The 24,352-nt window shown below is 46.1% G+C and carries 16 protein-coding genes; 6 read left to right on the top strand and 10 right to left on the bottom strand.

The window, feature by feature from the left end:
* Positions 1-130 precede the first annotated feature (130 nt).
* The gene (gene betI / locus AB4493_RS13095) at positions 131-733 is read right to left on the bottom strand and encodes a transcriptional regulator BetI (protein ID WP_372155130.1); all 603 of its coding nucleotides are present in this window, start codon (positions 731-733) and stop codon (positions 131-133) included.
* A gap of 430 nt (positions 734-1,163) precedes the next feature.
* Positions 1,164-2,261 carry an alpha/beta hydrolase gene (locus AB4493_RS13090; RefSeq protein ID WP_102393797.1) on the bottom strand — a complete coding sequence of 366 codons (1,098 nt, stop codon included), beginning with the start codon at positions 2,259-2,261 and terminating at the stop codon, positions 1,164-1,166.
* 288 nt (positions 2,262-2,549) lie between these two features.
* Between AB4493_RS13090 and AB4493_RS13085 the strand changes: the two genes are divergently transcribed.
* From AB4493_RS13085 to AB4493_RS13065, 5 genes are all read left to right on the top strand, one after another.
* On the top strand, positions 2,550-3,254 hold the full coding sequence (locus AB4493_RS13085) for a response regulator (protein WP_017065179.1): 705 nt from the start codon (positions 2,550-2,552) through the stop codon (positions 3,252-3,254).
* 35 nt (positions 3,255-3,289) lie between these two features.
* Complete coding sequence (locus AB4493_RS13080; protein ID WP_372155128.1) at positions 3,290-4,609, top strand: sensor histidine kinase; 1,320 nt, start codon at positions 3,290-3,292, stop codon at positions 4,607-4,609.
* Positions 4,610-4,709: 100 nt separating this feature from the next.
* Positions 4,710-4,985 carry a hypothetical protein gene (locus AB4493_RS13075; protein WP_372155126.1) on the top strand — a complete coding sequence of 92 codons (276 nt, stop codon included), beginning with the start codon at positions 4,710-4,712 and terminating at the stop codon, positions 4,983-4,985.
* 572 nt (positions 4,986-5,557) lie between these two features.
* A complete protein-coding gene (locus AB4493_RS13070; protein WP_372155125.1) occupies positions 5,558-7,927 on the top strand; it encodes a M4 family metallopeptidase in 2,370 nt (789 codons plus the stop codon).
* 151 nt (positions 7,928-8,078) lie between these two features.
* The gene (locus AB4493_RS13065) at positions 8,079-9,635 is read left to right on the top strand and encodes a M28 family metallopeptidase (protein ID WP_372155123.1); all 1,557 of its coding nucleotides are present in this window, start codon (positions 8,079-8,081) and stop codon (positions 9,633-9,635) included.
* Positions 9,636-9,778: 143 nt separating this feature from the next.
* On the opposite strand, the gene lhgO is transcribed toward AB4493_RS13065, so the two are convergent.
* From lhgO to AB4493_RS13045, 4 genes are all read right to left on the bottom strand, one after another.
* Positions 9,779-10,993 (bottom strand): L-2-hydroxyglutarate oxidase, encoded by a 1,215-nt coding sequence (lhgO, locus tag AB4493_RS13060; protein ID WP_065584461.1) that lies wholly within the window; start codon positions 10,991-10,993, stop codon positions 9,779-9,781.
* 26 nt (positions 10,994-11,019) lie between these two features.
* Positions 11,020-13,197: a TRAP transporter permease gene (locus tag AB4493_RS13055; protein ID WP_017061065.1), complete on the bottom strand. Its 2,178-nt coding sequence runs from the start codon at positions 13,195-13,197 to the stop codon at positions 11,020-11,022.
* Positions 13,198-13,381: 184 nt separating this feature from the next.
* Positions 13,382-14,395, bottom strand: coding sequence for a TAXI family TRAP transporter solute-binding subunit (locus AB4493_RS13050; RefSeq protein ID WP_017061064.1), 1,014 nt, complete (start codon positions 14,393-14,395; stop codon positions 13,382-13,384).
* A gap of 317 nt (positions 14,396-14,712) precedes the next feature.
* On the bottom strand, positions 14,713-16,053 hold the full coding sequence (locus AB4493_RS13045; RefSeq protein WP_372155121.1) for a sigma-54-dependent transcriptional regulator: 1,341 nt from the start codon (positions 16,051-16,053) through the stop codon (positions 14,713-14,715).
* Positions 16,054-16,283: 230 nt separating this feature from the next.
* Between AB4493_RS13045 and AB4493_RS13040 the strand changes: the two genes are divergently transcribed.
* Positions 16,284-18,347, top strand: a complete 2,064-nt coding sequence (locus AB4493_RS13040) for an ATP-binding protein (protein WP_017065171.1) — start codon at positions 16,284-16,286, stop codon at positions 18,345-18,347.
* Positions 18,348-18,467: 120 nt separating this feature from the next.
* Here the strand turns inward: AB4493_RS13040 and AB4493_RS13035 are convergent, their stop codons facing one another.
* From AB4493_RS13035 to AB4493_RS13020, 4 genes are all read right to left on the bottom strand, one after another.
* A complete protein-coding gene (locus AB4493_RS13035; protein WP_372155119.1) occupies positions 18,468-20,918 on the bottom strand; it encodes a family 20 glycosylhydrolase in 2,451 nt (816 codons plus the stop codon).
* A 141-nt stretch (positions 20,919-21,059) separates the two neighbouring features.
* Positions 21,060-21,689 carry a bifunctional 4-hydroxy-2-oxoglutarate aldolase/2-dehydro-3-deoxy-phosphogluconate aldolase gene (locus AB4493_RS13030; RefSeq protein ID WP_055319259.1) on the bottom strand — a complete coding sequence of 210 codons (630 nt, stop codon included), beginning with the start codon at positions 21,687-21,689 and terminating at the stop codon, positions 21,060-21,062.
* 14 nt (positions 21,690-21,703) lie between these two features.
* Entirely contained in the window at positions 21,704-22,651 is a 948-nt protein-coding gene (locus AB4493_RS13025) for a sugar kinase (RefSeq protein WP_372122802.1), read from the bottom strand.
* 90 nt (positions 22,652-22,741) lie between these two features.
* Positions 22,742-24,256, bottom strand: a complete 1,515-nt coding sequence (locus tag AB4493_RS13020) for a sodium:solute symporter family protein (RefSeq protein WP_372116365.1) — start codon at positions 24,254-24,256, stop codon at positions 22,742-22,744.
* Between the last annotated feature and the right edge of the window lie 96 nt (positions 24,257-24,352).

The raw sequence follows: 24,352 nt of genomic DNA, 5'->3' as shown, positions 1-24,352 counted from the left end.
TGAGATTCTGACTTAATTATTGTTATTAGACTCTACTGGTCTATATGTGAGTATTGGGTGCGAATAGTGGTCGTTCTAGCTCTTGCTCTAGACCTAGGTTTAGGTTTAGGTCTAGCGCTGCCACTGCGATCTATTGGCTGTGACACGAGTAGAACGTAAGTTGTTTATCTAGATAATCATTGATGATGGCACGCGCCTTTTGAGCATCGATACCATCTGGGTTTAATGTGCCTCTCAGCCACAAACCATCAATCAGAGACGCAATCCCGTGAGCAACGAGATCCGCTTGTTCATGATTCAAAATACCTTTCAACTCAAGACGTAAGTGTGAAATCAAACGTTTTTCATTCACACGTTGCAGTCTTTTCAGCTGCTCGTCATGCATTGAATATGACCAAAATGCCAACCACGCCTTCGCGACCTTATTTTCTGCTTGGTAACCTTCGAAGTTACCATCGATGATCGCGTTGATTCTCTGTTGGTGATCATCAACAGGAAGTGCTTTTAGTGACGTGGTGATGGTATTAGAAAGTTGGCGAAGGATTTCACGCATGGTCTCTTCGAGCAGCCCATGCTTCCCGCCAAAATAGTGATTAATAATGCCAGTGGAGACTCCCGCTTCTTTGCTGATCAACGCAATACTCGCGGCATGCAAACCCACTCGATCAATCACCGTCATGGTGGCTTGAACAAGCTGTGGTTTACGTATATCAGGCATCCCAACCTTCGGCATTTCTCAGTCCTTTTATTTTATATTGAACGTTCAGTTAAATATAAAATGACAGAAATTTAGTTAGGGTTCAAATGATTATTTAAAACAAACTTGTAACAATACAGCATTCAAAACAACAAAAATCATTATGGAACAACAGCTTAAATATCATTTAGAGCACTAACGAAAACAATTAAAGATTTGAGGTATGATAGTTATTGGTCAAATTTTTTTGCTTAGAAAGTTCAAGAATCAATCAGTGAGAGTCCTTGTAGAAACTTTTTGGGGAGGGAGTGGAAAGGAAGTATCAAGGAATTTTCATACTGAAATTTAAGACAAGGAAATCCACAATCAACACAGGTAACGAATCAAAAAATGAACAAAAAAGGTTGGCGACAACAGCGTCATCACCAACCTTCTCAGTCGTTTCTAATGTTATTGCAAGCCTAAGCTACTCAATGCGTGTGATGAAACCGTATTTATCTGACTCAGCCTTAGTCACCCAGTGTTCGCCAGAAGCCGGAGCAGAATCCAACGTGAAGATATAGAAGTCGATTCCTTTGTCTCCCATTACCTTTTTAAAGTAGGTCGCTTGCTTGCGATGGCTTTCGTTCGTGTATGGGAAGTCTTTGGCTGTTTTATCATCCTCAGCCCAACTGTGCACACCAACCTGCTTATTAAGCTCAATGGCTTTAGTGGTATCTGCTCGTTGCAAAACTCGTGGGTTACCCGCAGCGAAAAGATCCGTGCCGCCAGAGAACACCGACCCCGTAGGCGTTACGATCGTCGTCATGTTGTTACTGTGGATCATGCGACCGGTGTACATATTGATATCATCGTCGGCACTTCCACCAATATGGTTGGTAAACTTCAACGTCATCTCACTGCCTTGATACAATTTCACGATATCAAAAAGCTGAGAATAGGTTGATGCGCCTAGAGTGGAAGTAATGCGATCAACAGCGCCAGTCTCGTTGAGCACATCACGGTAAAAAGCGTTGAAAGCAAACGAGGTGGTTATCGTTACCTTGTTCCCACTTTTAGTGTTACTCAGAATGGTAGACCCAAGGCTAGTCACGTATTGAACCAGTTCATTGTGATACTCAAGCTCGACGGGCTTATGAGTATTCGTCGTCGTGTTAATTAACGTGGTGTCATTGCCGATTGAGCGTTGAGCCGCACCACAATCAAACACGTCCAAACCCTTGCTCTCTGTGTAGATACCGCAGCTATCAAATCCTGCATCAGGGAGGTACAGATCCACACTTTGACCTAAACTATCCGCAAGCCTAACCACTTTTTGCTTATCACTAATATCTTCCGCAAACAGAACGATTTCATACTGCACACCGTTGTAATCAAGTTTTATGGATTCTTGGACCTCTTGTCGCTCTTTATACAACTCACCCAGTTTCGCTGATGAAAATACGTAATCCGCTTGAGGTTTTGCTTGCACTTTGGTGGCAGCTTTACCTGAGTTAGAGCTTGAATTACAGCCCGCTAACAGAATCAAAGGTAACGCCAGTAATGCATTTCTATAGTCGTTCATACCGTTATTCCCAAAATGTTTGATGAGAAAATTCTATTGTTTAGCGCTGAATTTATCTGTCGTGGAAATGTATGAGAATGTCGAGCCTATTTGAACGATGTTTTTTATTTTCCTATAAATGCCAATTCATCATTGAACTAACTTATAAAGTGTTTAATCATTCGCTTTAGGTATTTGGCGAAGCATCTGAACTTATATGCAATAGCGTATAATCGTAATGGTTCATCACGACGAAGACTCGCTCACCTAATCTCAATAAGTGAAACGCACGACAAGGCTGATAATGGAATGACAAAACCTAAAATGATCATCGTGGAAGACGATTTGAAACTTCAGAAAATGTTGCAGGACTACTTCGTCGCGCAAGATTTTGATGTCACGGTGTTGGACGATGGCAGTGATGCCGCACACACCATCCTCACGGAGCAACCTGACATCGTACTGCTGGATTTGATGCTTCCTGTAACTGATGGACTTACAATCTGCCGACAGACGCGTACGCACTATAAAGGTAAAATCTTGATGCTCACTGCTAGCGATGACGACTTTGACCACGTCGCTGGTTTAGAGACAGGGGCTGATGACTATGTCACCAAGCCAATCAAACCAAGAGTTCTGCTGGCCAGAGTTCGTTCGCTATTACGCCGCCAAGACACCAATACCGCTTCAGTCGATGACTCAGACACCCTTCAGTTCGATCAACTCGTTCTGAAAAACACTTATAAGAAGTGTGAACTTTATGGTGCGGTTTTATCACTCACTGACAGCGAGTTTGACCTACTTTGGTTATTGGCAAGCAACCCAGACACGCCGTTATCTCGTGACTACTTGACGCAAACATTGCGCGGGATTGAGTACGACGGAATAGACCGGACGATTGACAACAAGGTTGTACGTCTAAGGAAGATTTTGGGCGACGACCACACACCAGCAGAGAAAATTCAGACCATTCGCGGTAAAGGCTACTTATTTGTTTCGACCGCCTGGCGTTAACCTCGCTCAATACGAGCGTAATAGAGAGAGCGATTATGCGACGTATCTTTTTGGAGTCCCTATTAGGGCTGTTAGTTTGCTTCATGGCCGGCCTTGTCGCCTACGAGATTAGCGTCTATCAGCTCAATACCGACTACGAATATGTACTGGAAGATTACGAAGCGACTGCCCACCAGCAATTGATCGAAAATATCGCTAAAAATCAGGGTCTTGAAGCTGCTCATCAAGCGATAAACCAATTTGTAGAAACCACACGAAATAAACTGGTTACGTTCAGCCCAGACGATGAAATACCAGGCCCCGTTTCAGAGTTCTTCAGTACCAATCCGAATACCTTTATCTTTCACGATGATGAGCGTGACCTATGGTTTCGCTTAGCAAGCAGCGACAATACCTATCACTACCTTCCCAACAGTGAAGCGTTCGTTAGGCAAAAAATTGAGTTGGAGGATGACCTCATTTGGTTGTTCTTTTTAGCGAGCTTTATCTTATATGGCTTGTGTCATCTATTTATTATCTTCCGCCGAGTCAAAAAGCTTGAGTCTGCCACTCTGCGTTTTGCTGAAGGGGATCTCTCCACACGAGCCGAGACTTCAAGCGGTGTTGCGATTGGTTCACTGAACAAATCCTTCAACCTGATGGCCGACAGAATTCATCGCTTAGTTGAAAGTAATCGCTCACTCACTAATGCTGTCGCTCATGAACTGCGTACGCCAATATTCCGTATTCAGTGGCAAGCTGAAATGTTGAAAGACACTCAGCTAAACGAAGAGCAGGAGCGTACGATAGAGAGTATTGTCGAAGACACTGAAGAGATGGAAAAGATGGTCGATGAACTATTGTATTACGCCAAACTCGATAGCACTGACCTAGAGAACTTAAAAAAGCCATTAGAGATTCGAGACTTTCTCGACCACGCAATGGCGCGTTGGAACAAAGACACTCAGCTCAACATCGACCTATCGCTACCAGCGCAACCTAGCTCAATAATGGCGGATGAAACGCTATTTAACCGAGCACTAGATAACCTAGTGCGTAACGCAATGAAATTCGCACGTTCGCAAGTGTCGATTGAAGCAAGCGTGCATCAAGATAAGCTACAGATCGCGGTACATGATGATGGTGATGGCGTGGCACAAGAACATCAAGCTCGCCTGTTCGAACCCTTTTACGTTGGCGACAAAGCGCGTAACAAGGCCAAGAGCGGCCATGGTTTAGGGCTTTCTATCGTCGAAAAGATCTGTGCTCAACATAGCGCGACCGTAGAGGTTGGTCAGAGCCAAACCTTAAAGGGGGCGGTATTCACCATAACCATTCAGCTATGTAATGATTCAACTGACAAACCCATACAGTAACTACAAAACACCTCTGGAATAATGTTCAACATCGGTCGGGAGATGCTGTCTCCCAATGAACCTATTGAATCTAAATTCCAATCTTTCTTAAGGTGTTTGTATGAAAAAGTTATTAGTTGTTTTAGGCATTGTTTCTCTAGCGGGTTGTTCTGGTATCAGCCACAACGAAGAAGTGTACACAGCGCACGCAGAGAGCTTCAACATTGTCGGTTTCCAAGTGCCAGGTAACACTCAAGACCGCGCAATAGAATTAGTACCTGAAGGTGCAACGGTTGATACGATTCGCTCAACAAACTCTGATACGAGCTCTGTTCTGGGTATCATCAACCGTATTATCGGTATCGACTACGTACAAGTTGGCGGTAAAAAGCAGTAATTCGCTATAGTGACGTTAGCCACGTACCATAATTAAGTGTCGCAGTTGCCTACCTATATTCAGTAGCCTGCACAAACTGAGTTAATCTAAGCCAGTGACCCGTCGCTGGCTTTTTTCATCCAGCAGATTTTGTGCTCTGTGCCAAACAAGTGCCCGATTCCCCTTCCCTCTTTTAACTAACAATTCGAAAAATAAGCCGAAAAGTCTTCGATTTCTTATCAAAATTGCCCCTAAATTCGCTAAATGGCCTTCTGTTTAAAGTGACACTTTCAAATCGTTGATCCTTCTATCAACCCAGAATCCGTTAATTGAGGCACAGATCAATTTACTCGAAAATCTTAATTTCCAAGAGAAATAAACACTTAATAAAAGTGTCATGATTTTATAAATAAACATATAGGTGCGTTCAAAAATAAACAGAAATGATAACTATCTGTAAATACGAGAAATATAAGTTTCATGAATAAAAGAGATCATTGCCATGCTACTAATTAATCAGATCGAATGATGTAAATTCGCTGTGATTAATTTGTTACGTTTTCTTGGATTTTACATGGAAAGAGAAAACAACAATGAAAATAAGAAAACGTTTAGTTGCCGTTGCTATAGCCAGTGCTATGTCTTTGTCAGTGCATGCAAGTGAATCCGTTCAAATCGATCAACCGATCAACTTTACTAGCTTCTCTGGGTTAAACGCTCAGTTAGGAGTCAGTAACGCCTCTAGCTTCAAGATGGTGAAAGAAGTAAACCTGAAAAAGCGTGGTATCTATAAAGTTAAGATCCAGCAGAACATCTGGGGAACACCGGTATGGGGACATTACCTAAATGCCACCCAAAGTGTCCAAGGTGGCGCACTTAAGTCCGTTCAAGGTCGCTACCTTAAAACAACGACCCTAGAGCGATCTTTTGTTAAGCCATCAATCAACAGCGCTCAAGCGGTTGAACTCGCAAGTAAAGATCTAAAGACTCAAGGCTTAACCAGCAAATCTCTAGACAACGTTCAACATCAGCTATTTATCTATCAAGGCTCTGTGAAGCAAGGCATCGGACAGCAAAGCGTAGATAAAACACGACTAGTGTACGTTGTCTCTTACCTAGTAGAAGGCAGTGAACTGCCGACTCGACCGTTCACCATGCTAGACGCGCACACAGGCGAAGTCATCGACCGCTGGGAAGGTATTGCCCATGCTCAGATCGGCACTGGCCCTGGCGGCAACGAAAAAACCGGCATGTACGAATACGGCACCGACTACCACTACCTTGATGTTCAAGAAGTGGGCACAGAGTGTGTAATGGAGTCTGAAAATGTCGTTACCGTTGACCTTAATGGCGCGACCGACGGCGACACCACTTACAGCTATGAATGTCCTCGTAACGAATATAAAGCAGTGAACGGCGCATTCTCACCACTCAACGATGCCCATTACTTTGGCAACATCGTGTTCGATATGTATAAAAACTGGTTCGACACAGCGCCACTCTCCTTCAAGCTCATGATGCGTGTTCACTACGGTGAAAACTACGAGAATGCATTTTGGGACGGCAGAGCCATGACCTTTGGTGATGGGGAGAGCTTCTTTTACCCGCTTGTTAGCCTAGATGTATCAGCCCATGAAGTGAGCCACGGTTTCACTGAGCAAAACTCAGGTTTGATATACGCAAACCAATCCGGCGGTATGAACGAAGCATTCTCGGACATGGCGGGTGAAGCGGCTGAATACTACATGAAAGGCACCAACGACTGGATGGTCGGACGCAATATCTTTAAAGGCGAAGGTGCACTGCGTTACATGGACGATCCATCACGCGATGGCTCTTCAATCAACAATGCATCCGAGTACTACGATGGCTTAAACGTGCACTACAGCTCTGGCGTGTTCAACAAGGCGTTCTACCATCTTGCAACCACACAAGGTTGGGATACCAAGAAAGCGTTCGAACTGTTCGTGTTAGCCAACCAGATCTACTGGTCTGAAAACAGCGACTTCTGGCAGGGTGCTTGTGGCGTGAAAAACTCAGCAACCGACCTTGGCTACAGTGCCGATGATGTTGTTTCTGCGTTTAACTTAGTGGGTGTGTCACCGTGTGGCGAACCACCACTTCCACCAGAACCGGAATACCAACGCCTTGAAAACGGTGTTGAAGCTGCGGTTGCTGGTGAAACCGGCTCAAAAACTTACTTCGATATCGAAGTACCAGCAGGCCAAGATAAGCTAACGATTGATCTTGCTGTGTCTACTGGTGATCCGGATATGTATGTTGGTCTAGATTATGCGCCAAGCTCTCAAGAGAATATCTGTAAGAGTGAAAGCGTAACCGATGAAGTATGTGTAATTGAAAACCCAACAGCTGGTCGCTACACGGTGAACATTCTGGGTTACTCAGATTACGCAGGTGCAAATCTGAAAGCATCGTACGAATCAGGCAATGCTAACGTACCGCCAGTTTCTTCTTTCGAACACACGGTCGTAGGCAAAGAAGTAGAGCTGCGTAGCACAAGTTCGGACAGCGATGGCCAGATCGTCTCTTACCAATGGAACCTAGGCGATGGCAACACGCAAACCGGTGAAGTGACTCGTTATACCTACGCTGAAGCTGGCGACTACGTGGTGACTCTAACCGTGACTGACGATGCAGGCGTTGCAACATCAACCAGCAAGTCGATCACGATTGAAGGTGACTCAGCAGAAGGCTTCCCGCTAAAACTGAAGTTTGGTAACAAAAACCCGAACGGCAAGGCGCGCGTTAAGCTGGCATGGGATTACGATACCAACGACTACTTCGTGATTAAGCGTAATGGCAAGAATGTTGGTGCTACAGACTTCAACTCATACGTCGACAAGTTCCGTCACAACGGCACAGTGGATGTGGAGTACCAAGTGTGTACCTCAAGCGATATCTGTTCAGAAACCAAGCATTACCGTTTCATTAAAACTCAATAATCGAAAGTAGATTCAGGGCTCCTTATAGGAGCCCTTTTCGCTATTTGGCAATGAGCTATTTAGCGAATGAAACGTCTACATGAAACATCCACGTATTACACAAAAATCACCCCCATCAACATAACAATACTCACCATAAAAAGGACGACAAATGGCTATTCAAAAAAGCATGCTAGCTTTGGCTGTACTCGGAGGTTCTTTAGCCTTAATCAACAGTACTTCGGCTTACGCATCCCTAGGCATCACACCACCAGCGAACGAAGAAGTTTGGATCACCACCGATGCTGACGCACAGCATATAATGACTCAGCATGGCGCAACGGTTTATCCAAGCGTGACCGGAAACAAGCATTCCATCGTCGCGAAAATCAACCAGAAAGAGCTGGCGAAACTATCTAGCCACATGCACGAAGAAACCCACCGTTGTGGTGGCTACATGGTGCACGAAGACAAAGCAAGCGCACTCAAAGCGGCAGCTATGCCACTGACCATGAGCAACTTCGAAAAGCCAGTTATCAGCCATCAAGATACGGTGAACGACCTACTCGCTCAGGTCGAGCCGAACAACATGGTCACGACCATCGAAAATCTAACCAACTTCACCAACCGTTTTTATACTACTTCTACTGGTGTCGCTGCTTCAGATTGGCTTTTAGAACGTTGGGAGAAGGAAATTAAAGATGTGCCGTATGCGTCTGCACGCCAGATCACGCATGCCGAATACCCACAGAAATCCGTTGAAGTGACACTGCTTGGCGCTAAATATCCTGAAGAGATCGTCGTGGTTGGTGGACACCTTGATTCGACCGTTGGATCTTGGACAAGCGAAGGCACCATCTCACCGGGAGCCGATGATGATGCGTCTGGCATTGCAACGGTAACAGAGTCGCTTCGCCTGATGATCGCCAGTGGCATTCAACCAGACAAAACCATTAAGTTCTATGGTTATGCTGCTGAAGAAGTAGGGCTACGTGGCTCACAAGATGTCGCCAACGCTTTAAGAGATGAGCAAGCCAACGTTTTGTCCGTATTGCAATTAGACATGACCAACTACAACGGTTCTGCGCACGATATCACCTTCATCACGGACTACACCGACAGCAACCTCACCGCCTACTTAAGCGAGCTAATCGACACTTACGCGAGCGACATCAGTTACGGTTTTGATGATTGTGGCTATGCCTGTTCTGACCACGCATCTTGGCACAATGTTGGCTACCCAGCTGCCATGCCATTCGAAAGCATGTTCAATGATTACAACCCAAGTATTCATACCCAACACGACACGCTTGAGAATTCCGATCCAACCGCAACACACGCGACCAAGTTCGCCAAACTAGCCATTGCTTACCTTGTCGAAACCAGCCTTGATTCACCGGTTGCTGGCCCTAAAGAGCTGCAAAATGACGTCCCCGTTGAAGGGCTTTCTGCAGGATATGGTGAAGAGCAATTCTTCACATTTACGACGGAAAGTGCAGGTCAGTTAACGGTAACATTAACAGGCCCTCGTAGTGGCGATGCCGACCTTTATGTGAAACACAATGGCACCGTATCAAAAGCAAGCTACGACTGTCGCCCATACCAGAACAGCAGCAACGAACAGTGTGTGTTAGATATGCCTGCGGGTGAGTTCAACATCATGGTGCGTGGCTATCGCAACTTCAGCGACGTATCTATCGTTGCTAATTTCGTTCCTGATTGGCTGTAGGGTTAGTTAATTGACTAACAGTTAAACCGAGTAGACACGGCTAAAACTAAAAATCCGCAAGCCCACGATCATAAATAGATTGGAGCTTGCGGATTTTTTATTGTCTTCGGAGAGCATCTCAACTTAATAACCTTTAGTTATCATCAAGCCGTCTTTTTCATTACCTTGCCACAGATGTACTCACCAATCGGCATTGCAGAGGTCGCAGCCGGTGATGGCGCGTTACATACATGTAAGCTTCTTGGGCTTTCGGCAAACAGGAAATCATGAACCAAGGTGCCATCTTTCAGCACCGCTTGAGCACGAATCCCAGCAGGATAAGGCTTAAAATCATCAACCGTAATACTCGGGCAGTATTTGTTCACTAGCTTTAGATATCCCGGTTTCCACCACGAGTTCTTAAACTCGACCAAACCCGTTTTCAAGTGATTCGCAGTCACTTTCCAAAAACCCACAAAGCTCAGCATCTGCCAAGTGTCCTTGAAGCTAAAGTTAAGCTTGCCATAACCTTCTCGCTTCCAGCCTTGAACTGCATTTGGCCCTACTGTTACGGAGCCATCAATCATGCGTGTTAAATGCACGCCCAAGAAAGGCAGTTCTGGGTCAGGGATCGGATAGATAAGATGATTCACCACTTGGTTGTGCTTAGCGTCTAACTGATAATACTCACCGCGATAAGGCACGATTTGGAAGTCGGTTTCGATGTCTAACATCTTGGTCATTCTATCGGCCATCAAGCCAGAACACGTGATCAAGAATCGACTGTTCAGTTGAAGAGTCTGACCATCTACTTTGCACGTTAACTGCACTTCATCTTCTTGCTCATCGGCCATGATCACTTCCGTACCAAGGCTAAGCTTACCACCCGCCTCAACAAACTCTTGAGCCATCACTTCGGTGACTTTTTTGTAGTCGACGATACTGGTGGTTTTGACATAAATCGCACCCAAACCCGTGATATTTGGCTCGGCAAGTTTGAGCTGAGCTTGATCCAACAAATCAACATCAATATCGTTATCGTGGCAACGCTGATAGAGCGCATTCATGCGCTCCACTTCTTGCTCATTGGTCGCGACCAACAACTTACCGCAGTTTTCGACGGGGATATCGTGTTGGCTACAAAAGGCGATGGTGCGCTCTACGCCGCGTTTACAAAAATCCGCCTTTAAACTGCCCGGAGCGTAGTAAACACCAGCATGAATCACCCCGCTATTATGGCCAGTTTGGTGCTGCGCGAAACCACGTTCCTTCTCGACTAAAAGGATACTTTTATCAGGGTGAGCTTGCTGTAATTGCCAAGCCGTCGACACGCCAACAATGCCGCCACCAACGATAATATAGTCGTATATTGAGTTCATAATATTCCTACATTCAATCCTTTTAATTATAGGGAAGACGCGACAGTGTTAGACCCGGTTTGAGGTAACTTTTTTTCCTCACTTTCTGATTCCATTTTCACTTGATTAGCATCGTATTTACGACCGCTGTAGATAAAGATGCCAACAAAAATGGCAACACATACCAAACGGATCACGACTGAAACATCAGGCCATACTAGAGCTATACCTACCGCAACCAACGCTACTCGAGTAATAATATTAACTTCGCTCTCTAGATAACCTTCAATCGCCGCGATAAACGCGTAAGTACCAATAACAGCAAAGCCACCCGTGACTAACACGGAGATCACATCCCAACTTACCAAGTTAGTGTAGGCAATCAACAATGGTACTAAATACAAGCCTTTGGCTATCTTCCATGCCATTAATCCCGTTCTCATCGGGGGTGTTTTAGCAATGGTTGCAGCCGCAAATGCAGTTAAACAAACAGGCGGAGTCACGTTGCTGTCTTGCGATAGCCAGAAAATGATCAAGTGGGCAGAAAGCAGTGCAAGGCTGATCGCTTCTAAGCCAAGGCTCTGTTCAAGCAGAGTTTCCACAAAATCAGCAGGGACTAACGCAATCATCTCTTTGGCTGTTTCAAGTGCCATTGGCGCGTTCAGCAAATCAAGCTTATCTGGCGCAGCCAACATGAAGATAGCTTTCGCCTGTTCCGGTAACTGTCCCGAAACCAACAGGTCGAGCAACTGACTTTCAGCAATCAGTTTATACAAAGCTGGTGCAGACAGAGTACCCAACACGATATAAGCCGCGGTTACTGGTAACCCCATGCCCAGAATCAAAGACGCCAGTGCAATTAAGGCGATCATCACCAACAAATCGCCGTTCGCCCAGCTATTGATCATCAACGAGAAGGTGTTACCAATACCAGTCGTGCTGATCACGTTGATCACCAGACCAATGCCCACTAGCAACACAGCCGTGGTCGCCATGTTTTTTGCGCCTTGAGAAAGCGCTTCGATGATCGCCTTTGGACCCATTTTGTGATTTTTAGAGAACCATGAAGCCACCACGACAGACAGAATCGAGATGCCCGCAGCGTAAGTCGGCGTAAAGCCCTTCACCAACAGAGTCACTAACACCGCTAATGGGATCAGGTTGTGCCAACCCGACAGCAATACTTTCAATAGAGGCTCACAGCCAGAAGTCACCTTTTGCACACCACTGCGTTTTGCTTCGATGCGCACGAAGAATGCCACAGACAAAAAGTAGATAAGCGCAGGAACGAAGGAAACCGCAATAATATCGACATAAGGAATTTGCGTGTAAGAGGCCATGATGAACGCGCCCGCACCCATCACAGGTGGCATCAGCTGCCCGCCAGTAGATGCAGCCGCTTCAACACCTGCCGCGAAGCGCGAAGGGAAACCTGCCTTTTGCATCAAGGGAATACTGATCACGCCCGTCGATACTGTGTTTGCTACGCTCGACCCGGAGACTGAGCCCATCAAGCCGGAGCCAATAACGGCAATGAAACCAGGGCCACCAATCACTTTGCCCGCCGCGGCACGGGATACATCAATAATGTAGTCGCCGACACCAGATCGAACTAAAAATGCGCCAAATAAGATGAACATGAACACGAAGGTCCAACTGATTCTTGAGATCGAACCAAACATCCCTTCTGATGAATAAAAGCTTCGATAAAGTAACGTCTCAAGGCTTAAACCCGGAAAATGAAAAATACCGCTGGTCCATTGTCCCCAAAGCACTACATAACTTAAACACACTAAGATAAGCACTGGAATGAACCAGCCCATAGTGCGTCTAATCAGCTCAATGACGATGGCAATCGCCAAGATAGAGAAAAACCAATCACTGGCGATAAATTTTACGCCTCGGTCATACAACGCATCTTCTGCAAAGGGGATGTAGATAAGACAAGCCAGAGCCGCCAAGGCAATTCCGATGTCGACAGCCAGCGCTATCTTGCTATTTTTCAGCGAGATATGAGCGGGATACCAGAGTGCACAAATGATCGCAAAGCCAGCGAAGTGGGTCGCCGAGATCCAAAGTTCAGGCAAGGTAGATAAGGTGTTAAACCAAATGTGTAACAACGAGAGGAGCACTCCCATTGTCGTTATTGCTTTACCCACCCACGGGAAATCCGTTCGGGTCGGCAGTTCAAATTTTTTCAGTTCCTGCTGCAGCGAATCGCTCATAGAAAACTCCTGCTCTCCGCAGCAAACACGAAGAGAAAATCCATAAAGTGAGGAGGGGCACGAACACATTCTTGAGCGAACGTGCACCAAGCAATTAAGTCACGAAGGGGTTAGTTGATGACAAACAGCTTGTTCGCGACAAATCATTAGCTCACGAACCAATAGTTACCTGACAAAAGATAAGCTAGTTAACGATCAACTCAGAAGGGATCTCGATGCCCATCTCTCGATAATAACGTGCAGCGCCTGGGTGAAGAGGAACAGGCAGACCTGCGATCCCTTTCTCAAGTGCCATTGCTTTGGTTGCTTTATGGATACCTTGTAGGAAAGGTAGGTTTTCATAGATAGCTTTGGTCAGTTGATACACATCGTCTTCAGAAATGTCTTCGCGAACTGCTAGGAAGTTAGGTTGGGCAATCGTAGTAATTGGTTTGTCGACACCTGGATAAGTGTTTGCTGGAATCTCGTACTTGGTCCAGATATTGTAATCGCCATTCGCTTGTTTGATCTGCGCATCGGTAAACGACAGGATTTGAATATCTTCACCCAAGGCAGCAAAGGCTTGTGTTACCGCACCAACAGGCACACCAGCAGGCGTATTCATGCCATCAATCGTGCCGTTTTGTAGTGCACTAGCACTGCCACCGTAACCCATAAAGGCGAGTTTAAATTGTTCTGGGTTAACCGATAGGCCCTGCATGATCTGGCGTCCTGAATTCTCAGTGCCTGAGTTCTTCTTACCGATAGAGAATTTCTTACCGTTTAGGTTCTCTAGATCGCTTACCGTACCTGTTTTTGCTAGATCTGAACGCACAATAAAGTGTTCTACATTTTGCCATAACATGGAAACTGAACGCAGTTGAGTTTGTCTGCCAGATTTCTCATATGGCCCCAAACCCTGCCAAGCCCAAGCACCATACAAACCTTGTAGAATTGCGAACTGAGCTTCGTTCTCGTTCAACAACTTTACGTTCTCACCCGAGCCCGCAGAGCTGATAGCCGCTAAAGAAAAATGCTGCTTAGGCGCAAGCTTAACTTTACTCAATGTCGCTAAGGCCACACCCACTGGATAATAGGTACCACCCGTTGAAGCCGTCGCTAAAATATAGCTGCGATCTTCTTCAGCTGACGCATTACTGATAAGGCCAAGAGAAGCCATTGCTAGCGCTAAAGTTTTAACCAGCTTGTTGTATTTCATTGTTACTCTCCATGTAGGGTTATTCACGTTATATTTTTGTTAACAACAATAGATAGCAAGCGTAATGCCAGTTTTTAACTATTTGTTTTAATTTACTTTTATTTTAAAACCTATTCAAAATAAGCCGTTTTTTGCTTATTCCCCTGTTATTAAGTAAGCCATTTTTGGCTTATCGGCTACCGGAATTAACACCTGTAGATCGGGAAGCAAGTCACACCATGTTGCAGTTGTGTGATCAATGTATGTAAATTGATAAATATGCAATGAGCCATTTATTGCTCATTAAAAATCAACAAGCACTGCGATGAAGCCGCTCTCTAAGGGTTAACATAGTCACTTCGATTTAACCCATAACGCACCATCTTTTGGTTCAATGTTCGACGAGGTAAATCCAAATCTTGCATCACGTCATTGATACGCCCTTTATAACGAACTAAGGCATCATGAATCACTTTCCTTTCAAAGCTCTGTACTTGAACCGCCAAAGGGATGCCCGCCGTTGTGGACTCTGTGACAGAATTGGGACGACACGCCAAAATATCCCCAACGGTCAAGCTTTCATCCAATGCAAAACGAATCGCAACATTACGCAGTTCACGCACATTGCCCGGCCACGCATACGAGAGCAGTGCATAGCGATCAGCCTCACTGGCTATACGTGTTTCGGAATTGGCTTCTTGGGTGAAGTGTTCAAACAAAAGTAAGGCATCTTCTTCACGCTCACTGAGTGGAGGCAAATGCAGCTGGGCAACATTCAAACGATAGAATAGATCTTGGCGAAAGTCGGGGTGATTCAGTAGATCGCTTTTCGAGGCAGAGACCACTCGTAGATCAACATGTTGTTGCTGATTCCCCCCCACGCGTTCGACGACATTATCTTGCAAGGTGCGCAGCACTTTTACCTGCATCGACAGCGGCATACTCTCTATTTCATCAAGGAACACTGTGCCTTTGTCGGCAAATTCCAGCTTACCAATGCGTCGTTTGGCCGCACCAGTAAACGCTCCGGCTTCGTGTCCAAACAGCTCGCTTTCAAAGAGATTTTCTGGGATTGCGCCACAGTTGAGCGGAACAAACGGATGGGTTTTACGTTGGCTGAATTCATGTAAGCAAGAGGCGACCAGCTCTTTACCACAACCCGTTTCACCATAGATGATCACGTTGGTGTCTATGGAAGCGACTTTCTGGATTTGCTCGCGCAGTTCACACATCACTTTACTGCGACCGATCAGCACCTGTTCAATGCCCTTAAGGTTATCCAGATAGTTCTGACGACTGTTTCTGTCTTGGCCACTTTGATGTTTATCTACCGCTTCCGATACCGTTTGAGACAGACGCTCTGGGTCGAATGGCTTCTCAATGAAGTCATAGGCACCTTGCTGTAAGGCTTTCACCGCCATATCGACATCACCATGCCCAGTAATCAAAATAACAGGCACATCTGGCACAAGACCTTTGAAACGCCCTAGCAGATCAACACCATCAATATCAGGTAAACGAACATCGGTGATAATGGTTTGAAAATCACCCTGCTCTACGGCGTTTAACGCATCTTGTCCTACTTCAAATGCGGTGACATCGAAGCCCGCCAGCTGCAACCATTGGCTGGTTGCTTGACGCACAATCGCGTCATCTTCAATTAAAGCAATACGCTGCATAGTTTGGTTCCGCCACTCTACATCTGATTAATATCGTCCACGGTATGTAAAAAAACCTCAGACGAAAAGGAGCTAGCTCCCACTTTGAATAACACTCCTTTAACAGTTTAATAATGTTTGTTAGCTTCGATTTGTCTCACTCTCCATTCGCTTAAAAAGCAAACATAAAACCTTGTCAAACCACTAGCTCAAAGAGGCAAGCCACTAATTTTAAAGGGATTTGATCAGAAATGATGAATAACAATCGATATTGGTTATTCCTGTGTACCTGTTTATTGATTGGTTTGGTGCAGGTCACCACCAAGAATGGCATCAGCCAGTGGAAGCTTGAACAAGCCCAACGCTATGCCGAACAGCGCTTCCTTGGCTACATTGCCGAAGCAAGGCGAACCCTTAAGCGTTTCTATTATCTGCCCTACCTAGTAACCAATGATGAAACCAGTGTGCGCTTCATTGATGGTGAAGCCCGCCTAGAAAAACGCATTAAGAAGCAGCTGATTCAATTGGATAAAGCCGCCAACACCAAGGGCTGGTATCTGCTTTCTGGCGAAGGGGACTTGTTGGTATCGAGTGTTGAAAGAAGCAAACTGAGCAATAAGAACGCCAGTACAATTGTTTCGAAGATCCACCAACAAGGTGGTGCGATTTCAGTGGTGACAAAAAACAAAGGCGTGACACCCGATTACTTCATAGCGGCACCCGTATATCGAGCCTCTGATGTGGTTGGCATTGTCGCGGTGCAAATCGATTTGTCATTGTTAACCGATCAATGGTTTGCCGATGGTGAGGCGATACTGTTTCAGAACCCTCGCGATCAGTTCTTTCTCTCCAGTGACAACAGGTTGAGTGCCGATTGGTTCAATGACACCTTCAATTCTCAGCCCACAGCGACAAAACGTGAGCTGTATGACCAAACCCATATTCGCGTGTGGCGATTGCAAGATAAAGATTACCTAATTCAGTCCATCAAGTTAGACGATCTGAATTGGCGTTTAACCTACCTAACGCCATTAACCAGCCTCAACCAGACCACGAACTGGATCAGCTGGAGTGTGGCGGTTGGCTGTCTTTTCATTCTGTTACTGTTGGTTATTCTTTACCAAAGACGCCAGAAAAAGCTCAGCAATCTGAGAATCCAAAAGCTTATCGAAGAGTCTGAGAAACGACTGTCTGGGATGATCAATAAAACCCATGTTGGGTTAATACTGATCGATAAACACGGACGCATTCACGATATCAACCTGATGGCGAAGAACTACTTTTCACTATCTGATTCAATGATCAATAACATCAAGGCGTGGCAGTTATTTGAGGCAGGTAATCCGAATTCAACCACCTTGCAACTGCTCAAAAACTTAGAGCAGCATCAAGAGCTGGCCGAGATAACTAGCGTCGAAACCATGGCAAGACGCAGCGATGGCAGCTACTTCCCTGTTTTATTCTCTATTAGCGCCTTTCCTTGGCATGCGACGACTTACTACCTGTGTACCGTAATCGATATCAGCAAACGTAAGAAAGCCGAAATTGCGGTGCAAAACGCCAATAAAACGCTACAACTGCGGGTCGAAGAGCGAACTCAAGATCTAAAAGATGCGCAGCAAGAACTTGTCGAATCTAGCAAACTGGCTGCACTAGGGCGGATGTCGAGTGCGATTACTCATGAACTCAATCAGCCGCTTACTGGCCTAAAAACGCTACTTTCAAGTAACCAGCTATTGATGGAAAGAGGCGAGACCAAGATGTTGAAAGCGAACATGGACTTAGTCATGAGCCTGATCGACAGAATGGCTAACATGACCAGCCAATTGAAGTCGTTCGCCTTCCAAAGACTTGAAAAGCCTTACCCAGTTTCACTGACAGACGCACTGCAAGAAACCCTGCGAATTCATCAAGCCGAACTGGAAAACGTCGATATTCGCGTGCGTGTCGCTTCCAATATTTCGATGGTAATGGGAGAAGAGGCGCGACTTCGTCAAGTGCTTGGTAACCTGCTTAGAAACGCTGTCGATGCCACGCAGAATCAGAAACCAGCAACCATTGTGATCAGCGCTCATACCGAGCAACAACGCGTGATCATCAAGGTTCAAGATAACGGTTGTGGTGTGTCTGAAGATCAACTCGAAACCATTTTCGAACCATTTCATACCAACAAAAAGATGGGCGAAGGCTTGGGGCTCGGGTTGGCTATCACAGCGAACAACGTGCGCGATATGCAAGGCACATTAATAGCGAAGAACAATTCAGACCAAGGCATGACATTTACGTTAACACTAAACAATAGCGATAGTGAGTAGTTACTTACACAGACCTTGAACTCCACATTCTATTGAAGCGCTAGAACTAAAAAACCGCCCACAGAGGGCGGTTTTGATTCACTTATTGGCGTGTGACTTATTCACTAATCCGTTAACGACTTACTCAGCTAACTGCTTCAACAACAGTTCTGTTGGGCGAACAATCGCGATGATTGATTCATCATAGATTTTCGCCGAATCAGACAGTATCGCTTGGTAGGCATTCACGTCTGCTTCTCTTACTTTCTCGCCTGCTTGTGCTTTAGCAATCAAGGTTAACGCCAAGTCTGCCACTTCAACGGTTTTCTCTGCAACCACCACAGTCTCTACCGAAGATACGTTGCCAACGAAGACAGTTTTAGCCGCTAGTGCAGCCGATTTTGCTTGCTGATAATGCTCAGCAAGTTGCTCCAATGCCTGTTGATTGCCTGTCGCTACTTCATTAACCAAGTCTTGCATCTCATACACCGCGTAGCTTTCCACAGGCAGCGCATCAACGAAGCGGTTTAAGCGCTCGTATTGGCTGTATAAAGTGCCCTTAGGTTCCGTAGAATTCCACTTCTCCCAGTTGCGAGCGTAGTATTGAGCAGGCTCGGTGTATTTAGCTAGCACGCGCAGGTCGTGAATATCTTGGCCTTTTGCAATGCGCTTCAACAACATGTCAGCATCGGCGTGGTGACGTAACCCAACCGACACTTCCGACCATGTATCCATCGCTTTCATGCGCTTATACATGCTTCGTTCGTCGGTCAGTTCTGCATCCGACCAGAAACGCTCTGCAATTGCATAGCTACGTGGCCATAGGTAGTTTTCAACCGTGAGGCTGTCTTTGTTTTCTAGCCACATGGTGATCTCGCCGCCTAAAATCAGCTCTTTTTCTTTGTCGGTTAACTCTGCAGGGTAGCCACCATTTGGCTCAGGGATCACGCTGCCTTCAACATCACTGCTCGCAATCACTTCACCTGTGGTTGGCCAGCGCACGTTACCAATTAACTGATAGCTGCCTTCCGCAAACCCATTTGGATTTAGGTTCAGGTTGAACTCGGTGTACGACATGAAGTTATCGAAGTGGCCGACAAAGGTTTTGCCCGGCACGTAATCAAGGATGTAGATCTCTTCACGAGACTTGCCGTTGTAATCACTGAATGCGCGGAACGTGCCGTCTTTTGCTTCAATCATGGTCAGTGTTCCCTTACGTGGGCTGCCTTTAGAACGAGGTTTCTGCCATTGGTAAGTCACGAATTTTTCGCCACTGTGCAGCTTATCGTCAACCGTGATGCCGCTTGGCATTGGATCGTTGCGATAATGGTAACTAGTTGGCTGAGGTTGATCTAGGTAGTAACCCGTAGAAAGAATACCTGGGTAGCCCTCTTTCGCTGCACGACCGATACTATCGTGCCCTTGCCAGCTTTGAATCACGATAGAAGTTGGCAGATCTTTATGCCAAATCTCATCCCAACCCGTCATCTTCTTGCCACGCTCTTCCAGCATCTTTTCAACTTTTACGTTGAGGTAAGACTGTAAGCCGCGCTCACCATCGATATTATTCTCTTCAATGAACTGTTGGTGCTTTTCGCTGTTTTTCCATTGCGCATAGTTCGGCTCATCGCCACCAATGTGGAAGTACTCGTCTGGGAACAGTTCTGTCACTTCATCAAACACGTCGCCCAGCATTTCATAGAGCTCTGGGTTAAGTGGGTCCATCAATGGCTCAAATACACCCCAGCCACGTTCTTGTTCGTAGCTTTGACCTTCACCGCCCGACATCAAACGTGGGTAAGCGTGAGCAACCGCAGAAGAGTGACCCGGAAGAGACACCTCAGGAATCACACGAATACCGAGGTTACGGGCGTATTCCACTAAGTAACGAACTTGGTCTTTGGTGTAGTAATTACCATCAGCGGTTTCAGACCACAGACGCGGCCATGATTCGGTTTGTATACGAATGCCTTGGTCGTCCCAGAAGTGCCAATGGAACACGTTCATCTTCGCCGACGCCATCGCATCTAACTGACGAATCAGCACATCGAATTCAATGAAGTGACGTGAAGTATCGTAAGAAACACCACGCCAGCGGAAGCGAGGCTCATCGACAATGGTTACGGCAGGAATATGGTACCCAGTCGCCGTGGTTTCAACGAGCTGTAAAAGGGTTTCGATGCCGTGAATAGCGCCATATGGGCTTGGTGCGCTCAGCGTGATTTGCTCACCCTGAGTCGTAATTTTGTAAGACTCTACAGAGTCGATGTTCTGTACTTCAGACTTTGGCGCCGCGTCGATATCAATGATCAGGTTCGCTTCGTCTGCGCTATCAACCTGCCAGTTTAGAATCGGCACGCCAGTTTGGCGCTCTAGGCGATCGATAAAGCGTTTCGCGGTGTATTCAACGCGATCAGAGTTAAAGCCTTTGATGTAAACCTTGAAGTTACCGTCGACCTTAACTTGCCCAGCTTGCAGCTCGACTGTTTGTGGATACGGCATTAAATTTAGATCGGTATTCGGAGCCATTGCTAACGCCATTGGGGACACTACTGAACTTGAAATCAATAGAGACAATATAGTTTTTTTCATTATTAGTTTTCCTATATAACGGACGTTCTGTTTTGTTTATCGGAGGCGATTCACAAAACAGAACCTTCAGCCACTACTGTTGTTTATCGTGAGCTCAAAGCCTATCGTCTGTGAAAAACGAATGAGCTCACAAACTTATGATTAGCTAACCAACTCAACCGCTTCACGAACCAACACCGCGATCTCATCCCACTGTTCATTCTCGATCATCTTCGGAGATACCATCCAAGTACCGCCACAGCACACCACGCGATCCACGGCTAGGTAGTCATTCACGTTGTGCTTGCCGATACCTCCCGTTGGCATTAAAGACACATCAACGTATGGCGCTAACAGAGATTTCACCATATTGATCCCACCAGACGCTTCTGCTGGGAAGAACTTCAAAAAGTTAAGACCTAGCTCCAACGCTTGCTCTACTTGGCTTGGGTTGTTTACGCCAGGAACGATTGGCATACCGATCTCTTGGCAACGTTTTACTGTGTTGGGATTCAAGCCCGGTGCTACGATGAATTCGCTGCCCGCCTCTTTCGCAAGGTCGATCTGCGCAGGTGTGAGTACTGTACCTGCACCGATACACATCTCTGGGTAGGCATCACGCATCGCACGAATCGAATCCGCTGCCGCTTCGGTACGGAACGTCACTTCTGCTACTGGCAGGCCGTTTTCTACCAACACTTTTGCTAGTGGAATCGCATGTTCCACCTTGTTGATTTGGATAACAGGGATAACTTTGAACTGCTTAAGTGTGTTGATCATTTCTTGAGACATAATAGTTCCGCTTTTTATTTTTTAATCAGTTGGCTCATAGCGCTCATAGGGATTATTGCGCCAGAGTATTGAATAACGATGGAAGCCAGTTGGTGGCCAAATTCGGCTGCGTCGGTGGCGCTCTCGCCAGTAAGACGCGCAGCTAAATAACCCGCAGCGAATGAATCGCCCGCAGCGCAGGTGTCGACCACGTTAGAAACACGAGTCGCGGATACATAACTCTCAACAACATCGCCTTGTTCAACTTGAACAATCTTGCATGGCTCACAGCCACGTTTGATGACGATCTCTTGGCAGCCTAAGCGAAGGCAGCGTTGTTGAACGCTCTCGCCATTGCCCCAAACCAGCAGGTCGTCGTCTTCGGTAATCAGTGCAATGTCGACCAATGGTAGTAACTTGGCGTACCAATGCTGAGCTTGTTCAGTCGTCCAAAGTTGCGGGCGATAGTTGTTATCAAAAATCAGCTTGCCGCCTTGATTTGAGAACACGCTAATAGCTTTGAATAAGCGCTCACGATAGGCGTCATCTAAAATCGCGATACTGATACCGCTGATGTAAACCGCATCGACTTGTTTCTCGGTCAGGGCGATTTCAAGCTTATTCAGATCACTAGCTTGAAAGTAAGATTTGACTGCCGCGTCGTTGCGCCAGTAATGAAAGTGTCGCTCGCCTGTCTCGTCGGTTTCAACCATGTAGAGTCCAGGAAGCTTGTTCGCAATGCGTTCGACGAAATTGGTTTGAATGCCTTCTAGTTGCCAGCTATCAATCATATTTTGAGACAGCTCATCACTGCCAAGCCCTGTCGCATAGTGCACAGAGAGGTTTTGATGTTGAGTTAAGCGAGAAAGGTAAAGTGCGGTATTAAGTGTGTCACCGCCAAACTTTTTGGTTAATGGAGAGCCGCTGATTTCGACCATACATTCGCCAAAGAAAGCAATATTGAAATGAGAAGATGCAGGCATAGCCGATCCTAAAATAGAGAGATATATGTGGGAGAAGGCCCTGCCACTAAGCAGGGCCTGAATTAAGCAAACCAGTTGTGGAGACTAGGTTTAGCTTGTTTGATTTGCAGGACGTTGAGGTGCCGCTTCTTCTTCAAGTACGCCAGTCTCAGACATTTCCATCTCCATCAGAGCACGCTCGTCATCAAGAATCGCTTTTGCCATTTCAGGTGTTACTTGGTTAGCCGGAGTCACTAGGCTCACAACCACACCTGCCGTTAGAGCAAACAGACATGATGGGATAACTGGGTTGCCCCAGAAGGCTGTGTAGTCAGCGTTTAACATTACTACGAATGAAGCTACAGAAGCACCCGCTAGTGTTGCAAGCGCACCTTGCCAGTTGTAGCGTTTCCAGAATTTACCCAACATACCGCACACAAACATGCCCGACATAACCGTTGAAATCATCTTAGTGATGTAGCCAATGATGTCGTTTGACGTCAGTGCGAACAGTAGTGCGAAGCCAATCACCACAACCAAAGCTAGACGAGAGTAGTTCAACATTGATTCTTTGTTTGGTACGCGGCCTGTGAACATCACGTACACGTCACGCAGTAGGATAGATACACCGGCAATCGCATCTGAGCTTGCACTCGACATGGTTGCTGATAGACCTGCGATAAGAACAATCATGCCTACGCCAACTGGAAGAACCGTTGCAGCTACGTATGGGAACGAGTAGTTCGGGTTATCCAATGATGGGTCGATTGCGTGCGCAGCCATACCAATGATTGCTGGAATAATAGAGAAGAAAAGGTACAACACACCAGAAGCGACAAATGAGCGACGGATAGTTGAAACATCTTTACCAGAGTAGATACGCTGACGGAATGAAGGTGTTGCAAGTACGCCCACACCGATAACCACAGCCAGAGAAACAGCAGGCAGAATGCCCAGTTTATCGATTGCTAAAAAGCTTGTAGCATCAGGGTCCATCGCAGCGTAAAGGTTATCCATGCCACCAATGTGATCAACAGACATTACCGCCATTAGGATGAAGCCAGCAAAAAGGATGATTGCTTGAATCGTATCGGTCCATACAACTGCTGTGTAACCACCGATAACAACGTAGATAGTGAAAGCTGCAGCAATAATAATTTTCGCAAGGTTAAGGTCGATGTCTGCAATCCACGCTAGGTACATGCCGCCACCTAGAATGTGCGCACCTAACCAACCGATTGACGCGATAAAGATAAGTAGGCCAACCACGTTTTTTACGATTCGGTTAGCGCCAACGTAATAAGCCAGCTCTTCACTCATGGTCATGAAGTTCAGTTTACGAACCGGAGCAAACCAAAGTGCAAGCAATAGGATGCCCACAGCACCGCCTATTCCGTACAGAGCACCCGCCCAACCATTTGCGTAGCCAAAGCCAACCGCGCCCATACTTGAACCCGTGCCGACCATAGTCGCAACTGTTGTACCAAGTACTAAGAATAATGGCAGGCCACGGCCACCTAATAAGAAATCTTCGCCAGATTTTTGATTACGCGAGACAAACCAGCCTAACCAAATTAAAAAACATACGTACACGCCGAAGCCTGTAAGAAAAAGTGTGCTGTTCATTTGACACCTCTCAGTGAAATATTGAGTTCATTCTTGAACTTTATTTATGATTCATTCATTTTTATATTTCATATAATTACTTTATTGATTTTATCT

The sequence above is a fragment of the Vibrio sp. 10N.222.55.A1 genome, from assembly GCF_041473835.1.
In the GTDB taxonomy this organism is placed as follows: Bacteria; Pseudomonadota; Gammaproteobacteria; order Enterobacterales; family Vibrionaceae; genus Vibrio; species Vibrio crassostreae_C.
This window is presented reverse-complemented; position numbering and strand designations above follow the sequence as displayed.

Excerpts from the sequence above, each read along its gene's own strand:
- AB4493_RS13090 (WP_102393797.1), bottom strand. The coding sequence starts at position 2,261 with ATGAACGACTATAGAAATGCATTACTGGCGTTACCTTTGATTCTGTTA.
- AB4493_RS13030 (WP_055319259.1), bottom strand. The coding sequence starts at position 21,689 with ATGTCTCAAGAAATGATCAACACACTTAAGCAGTTCAAAGTTATCCCT.
- AB4493_RS13045 (WP_372155121.1), bottom strand. The coding sequence starts at position 16,053 with ATGCAGCGTATTGCTTTAATTGAAGATGACGCGATTGTGCGTCAAGCA.
- AB4493_RS13055 (WP_017061065.1), bottom strand. The coding sequence starts at position 13,197 with ATGAGCGATTCGCTGCAGCAGGAACTGAAAAAATTTGAACTGCCGACC.
- AB4493_RS13070 (WP_372155125.1), top strand. The coding sequence starts at position 5,558 with ATGAAAATAAGAAAACGTTTAGTTGCCGTTGCTATAGCCAGTGCTATG.
- AB4493_RS13025 (WP_372122802.1), bottom strand. The coding sequence starts at position 22,651 with ATGCCTGCATCTTCTCATTTCAATATTGCTTTCTTTGGCGAATGTATG.
- betI (WP_372155130.1), bottom strand. The coding sequence starts at position 733 with ATGCCGAAGGTTGGGATGCCTGATATACGTAAACCACAGCTTGTTCAA.
- AB4493_RS13080 (WP_372155128.1), top strand. The coding sequence starts at position 3,290 with ATGCGACGTATCTTTTTGGAGTCCCTATTAGGGCTGTTAGTTTGCTTC.
- AB4493_RS13050 (WP_017061064.1), bottom strand. The coding sequence starts at position 14,395 with ATGAAATACAACAAGCTGGTTAAAACTTTAGCGCTAGCAATGGCTTCT.
- AB4493_RS13065 (WP_372155123.1), top strand. The coding sequence starts at position 8,079 with ATGGCTATTCAAAAAAGCATGCTAGCTTTGGCTGTACTCGGAGGTTCT.
- AB4493_RS13040 (WP_017065171.1), top strand. The coding sequence starts at position 16,284 with ATGATGAATAACAATCGATATTGGTTATTCCTGTGTACCTGTTTATTG.
- AB4493_RS13035 (WP_372155119.1), bottom strand. The coding sequence starts at position 20,918 with ATGAAAAAAACTATATTGTCTCTATTGATTTCAAGTTCAGTAGTGTCC.
- AB4493_RS13020 (WP_372116365.1), bottom strand. The coding sequence starts at position 24,256 with ATGAACAGCACACTTTTTCTTACAGGCTTCGGCGTGTACGTATGTTTT.
- lhgO (WP_065584461.1), bottom strand. The coding sequence starts at position 10,993 with ATGAACTCAATATACGACTATATTATCGTTGGTGGCGGCATTGTTGGC.
- AB4493_RS13085 (WP_017065179.1), top strand. The coding sequence starts at position 2,550 with ATGACAAAACCTAAAATGATCATCGTGGAAGACGATTTGAAACTTCAG.
- AB4493_RS13075 (WP_372155126.1), top strand. The coding sequence starts at position 4,710 with ATGAAAAAGTTATTAGTTGTTTTAGGCATTGTTTCTCTAGCGGGTTGT.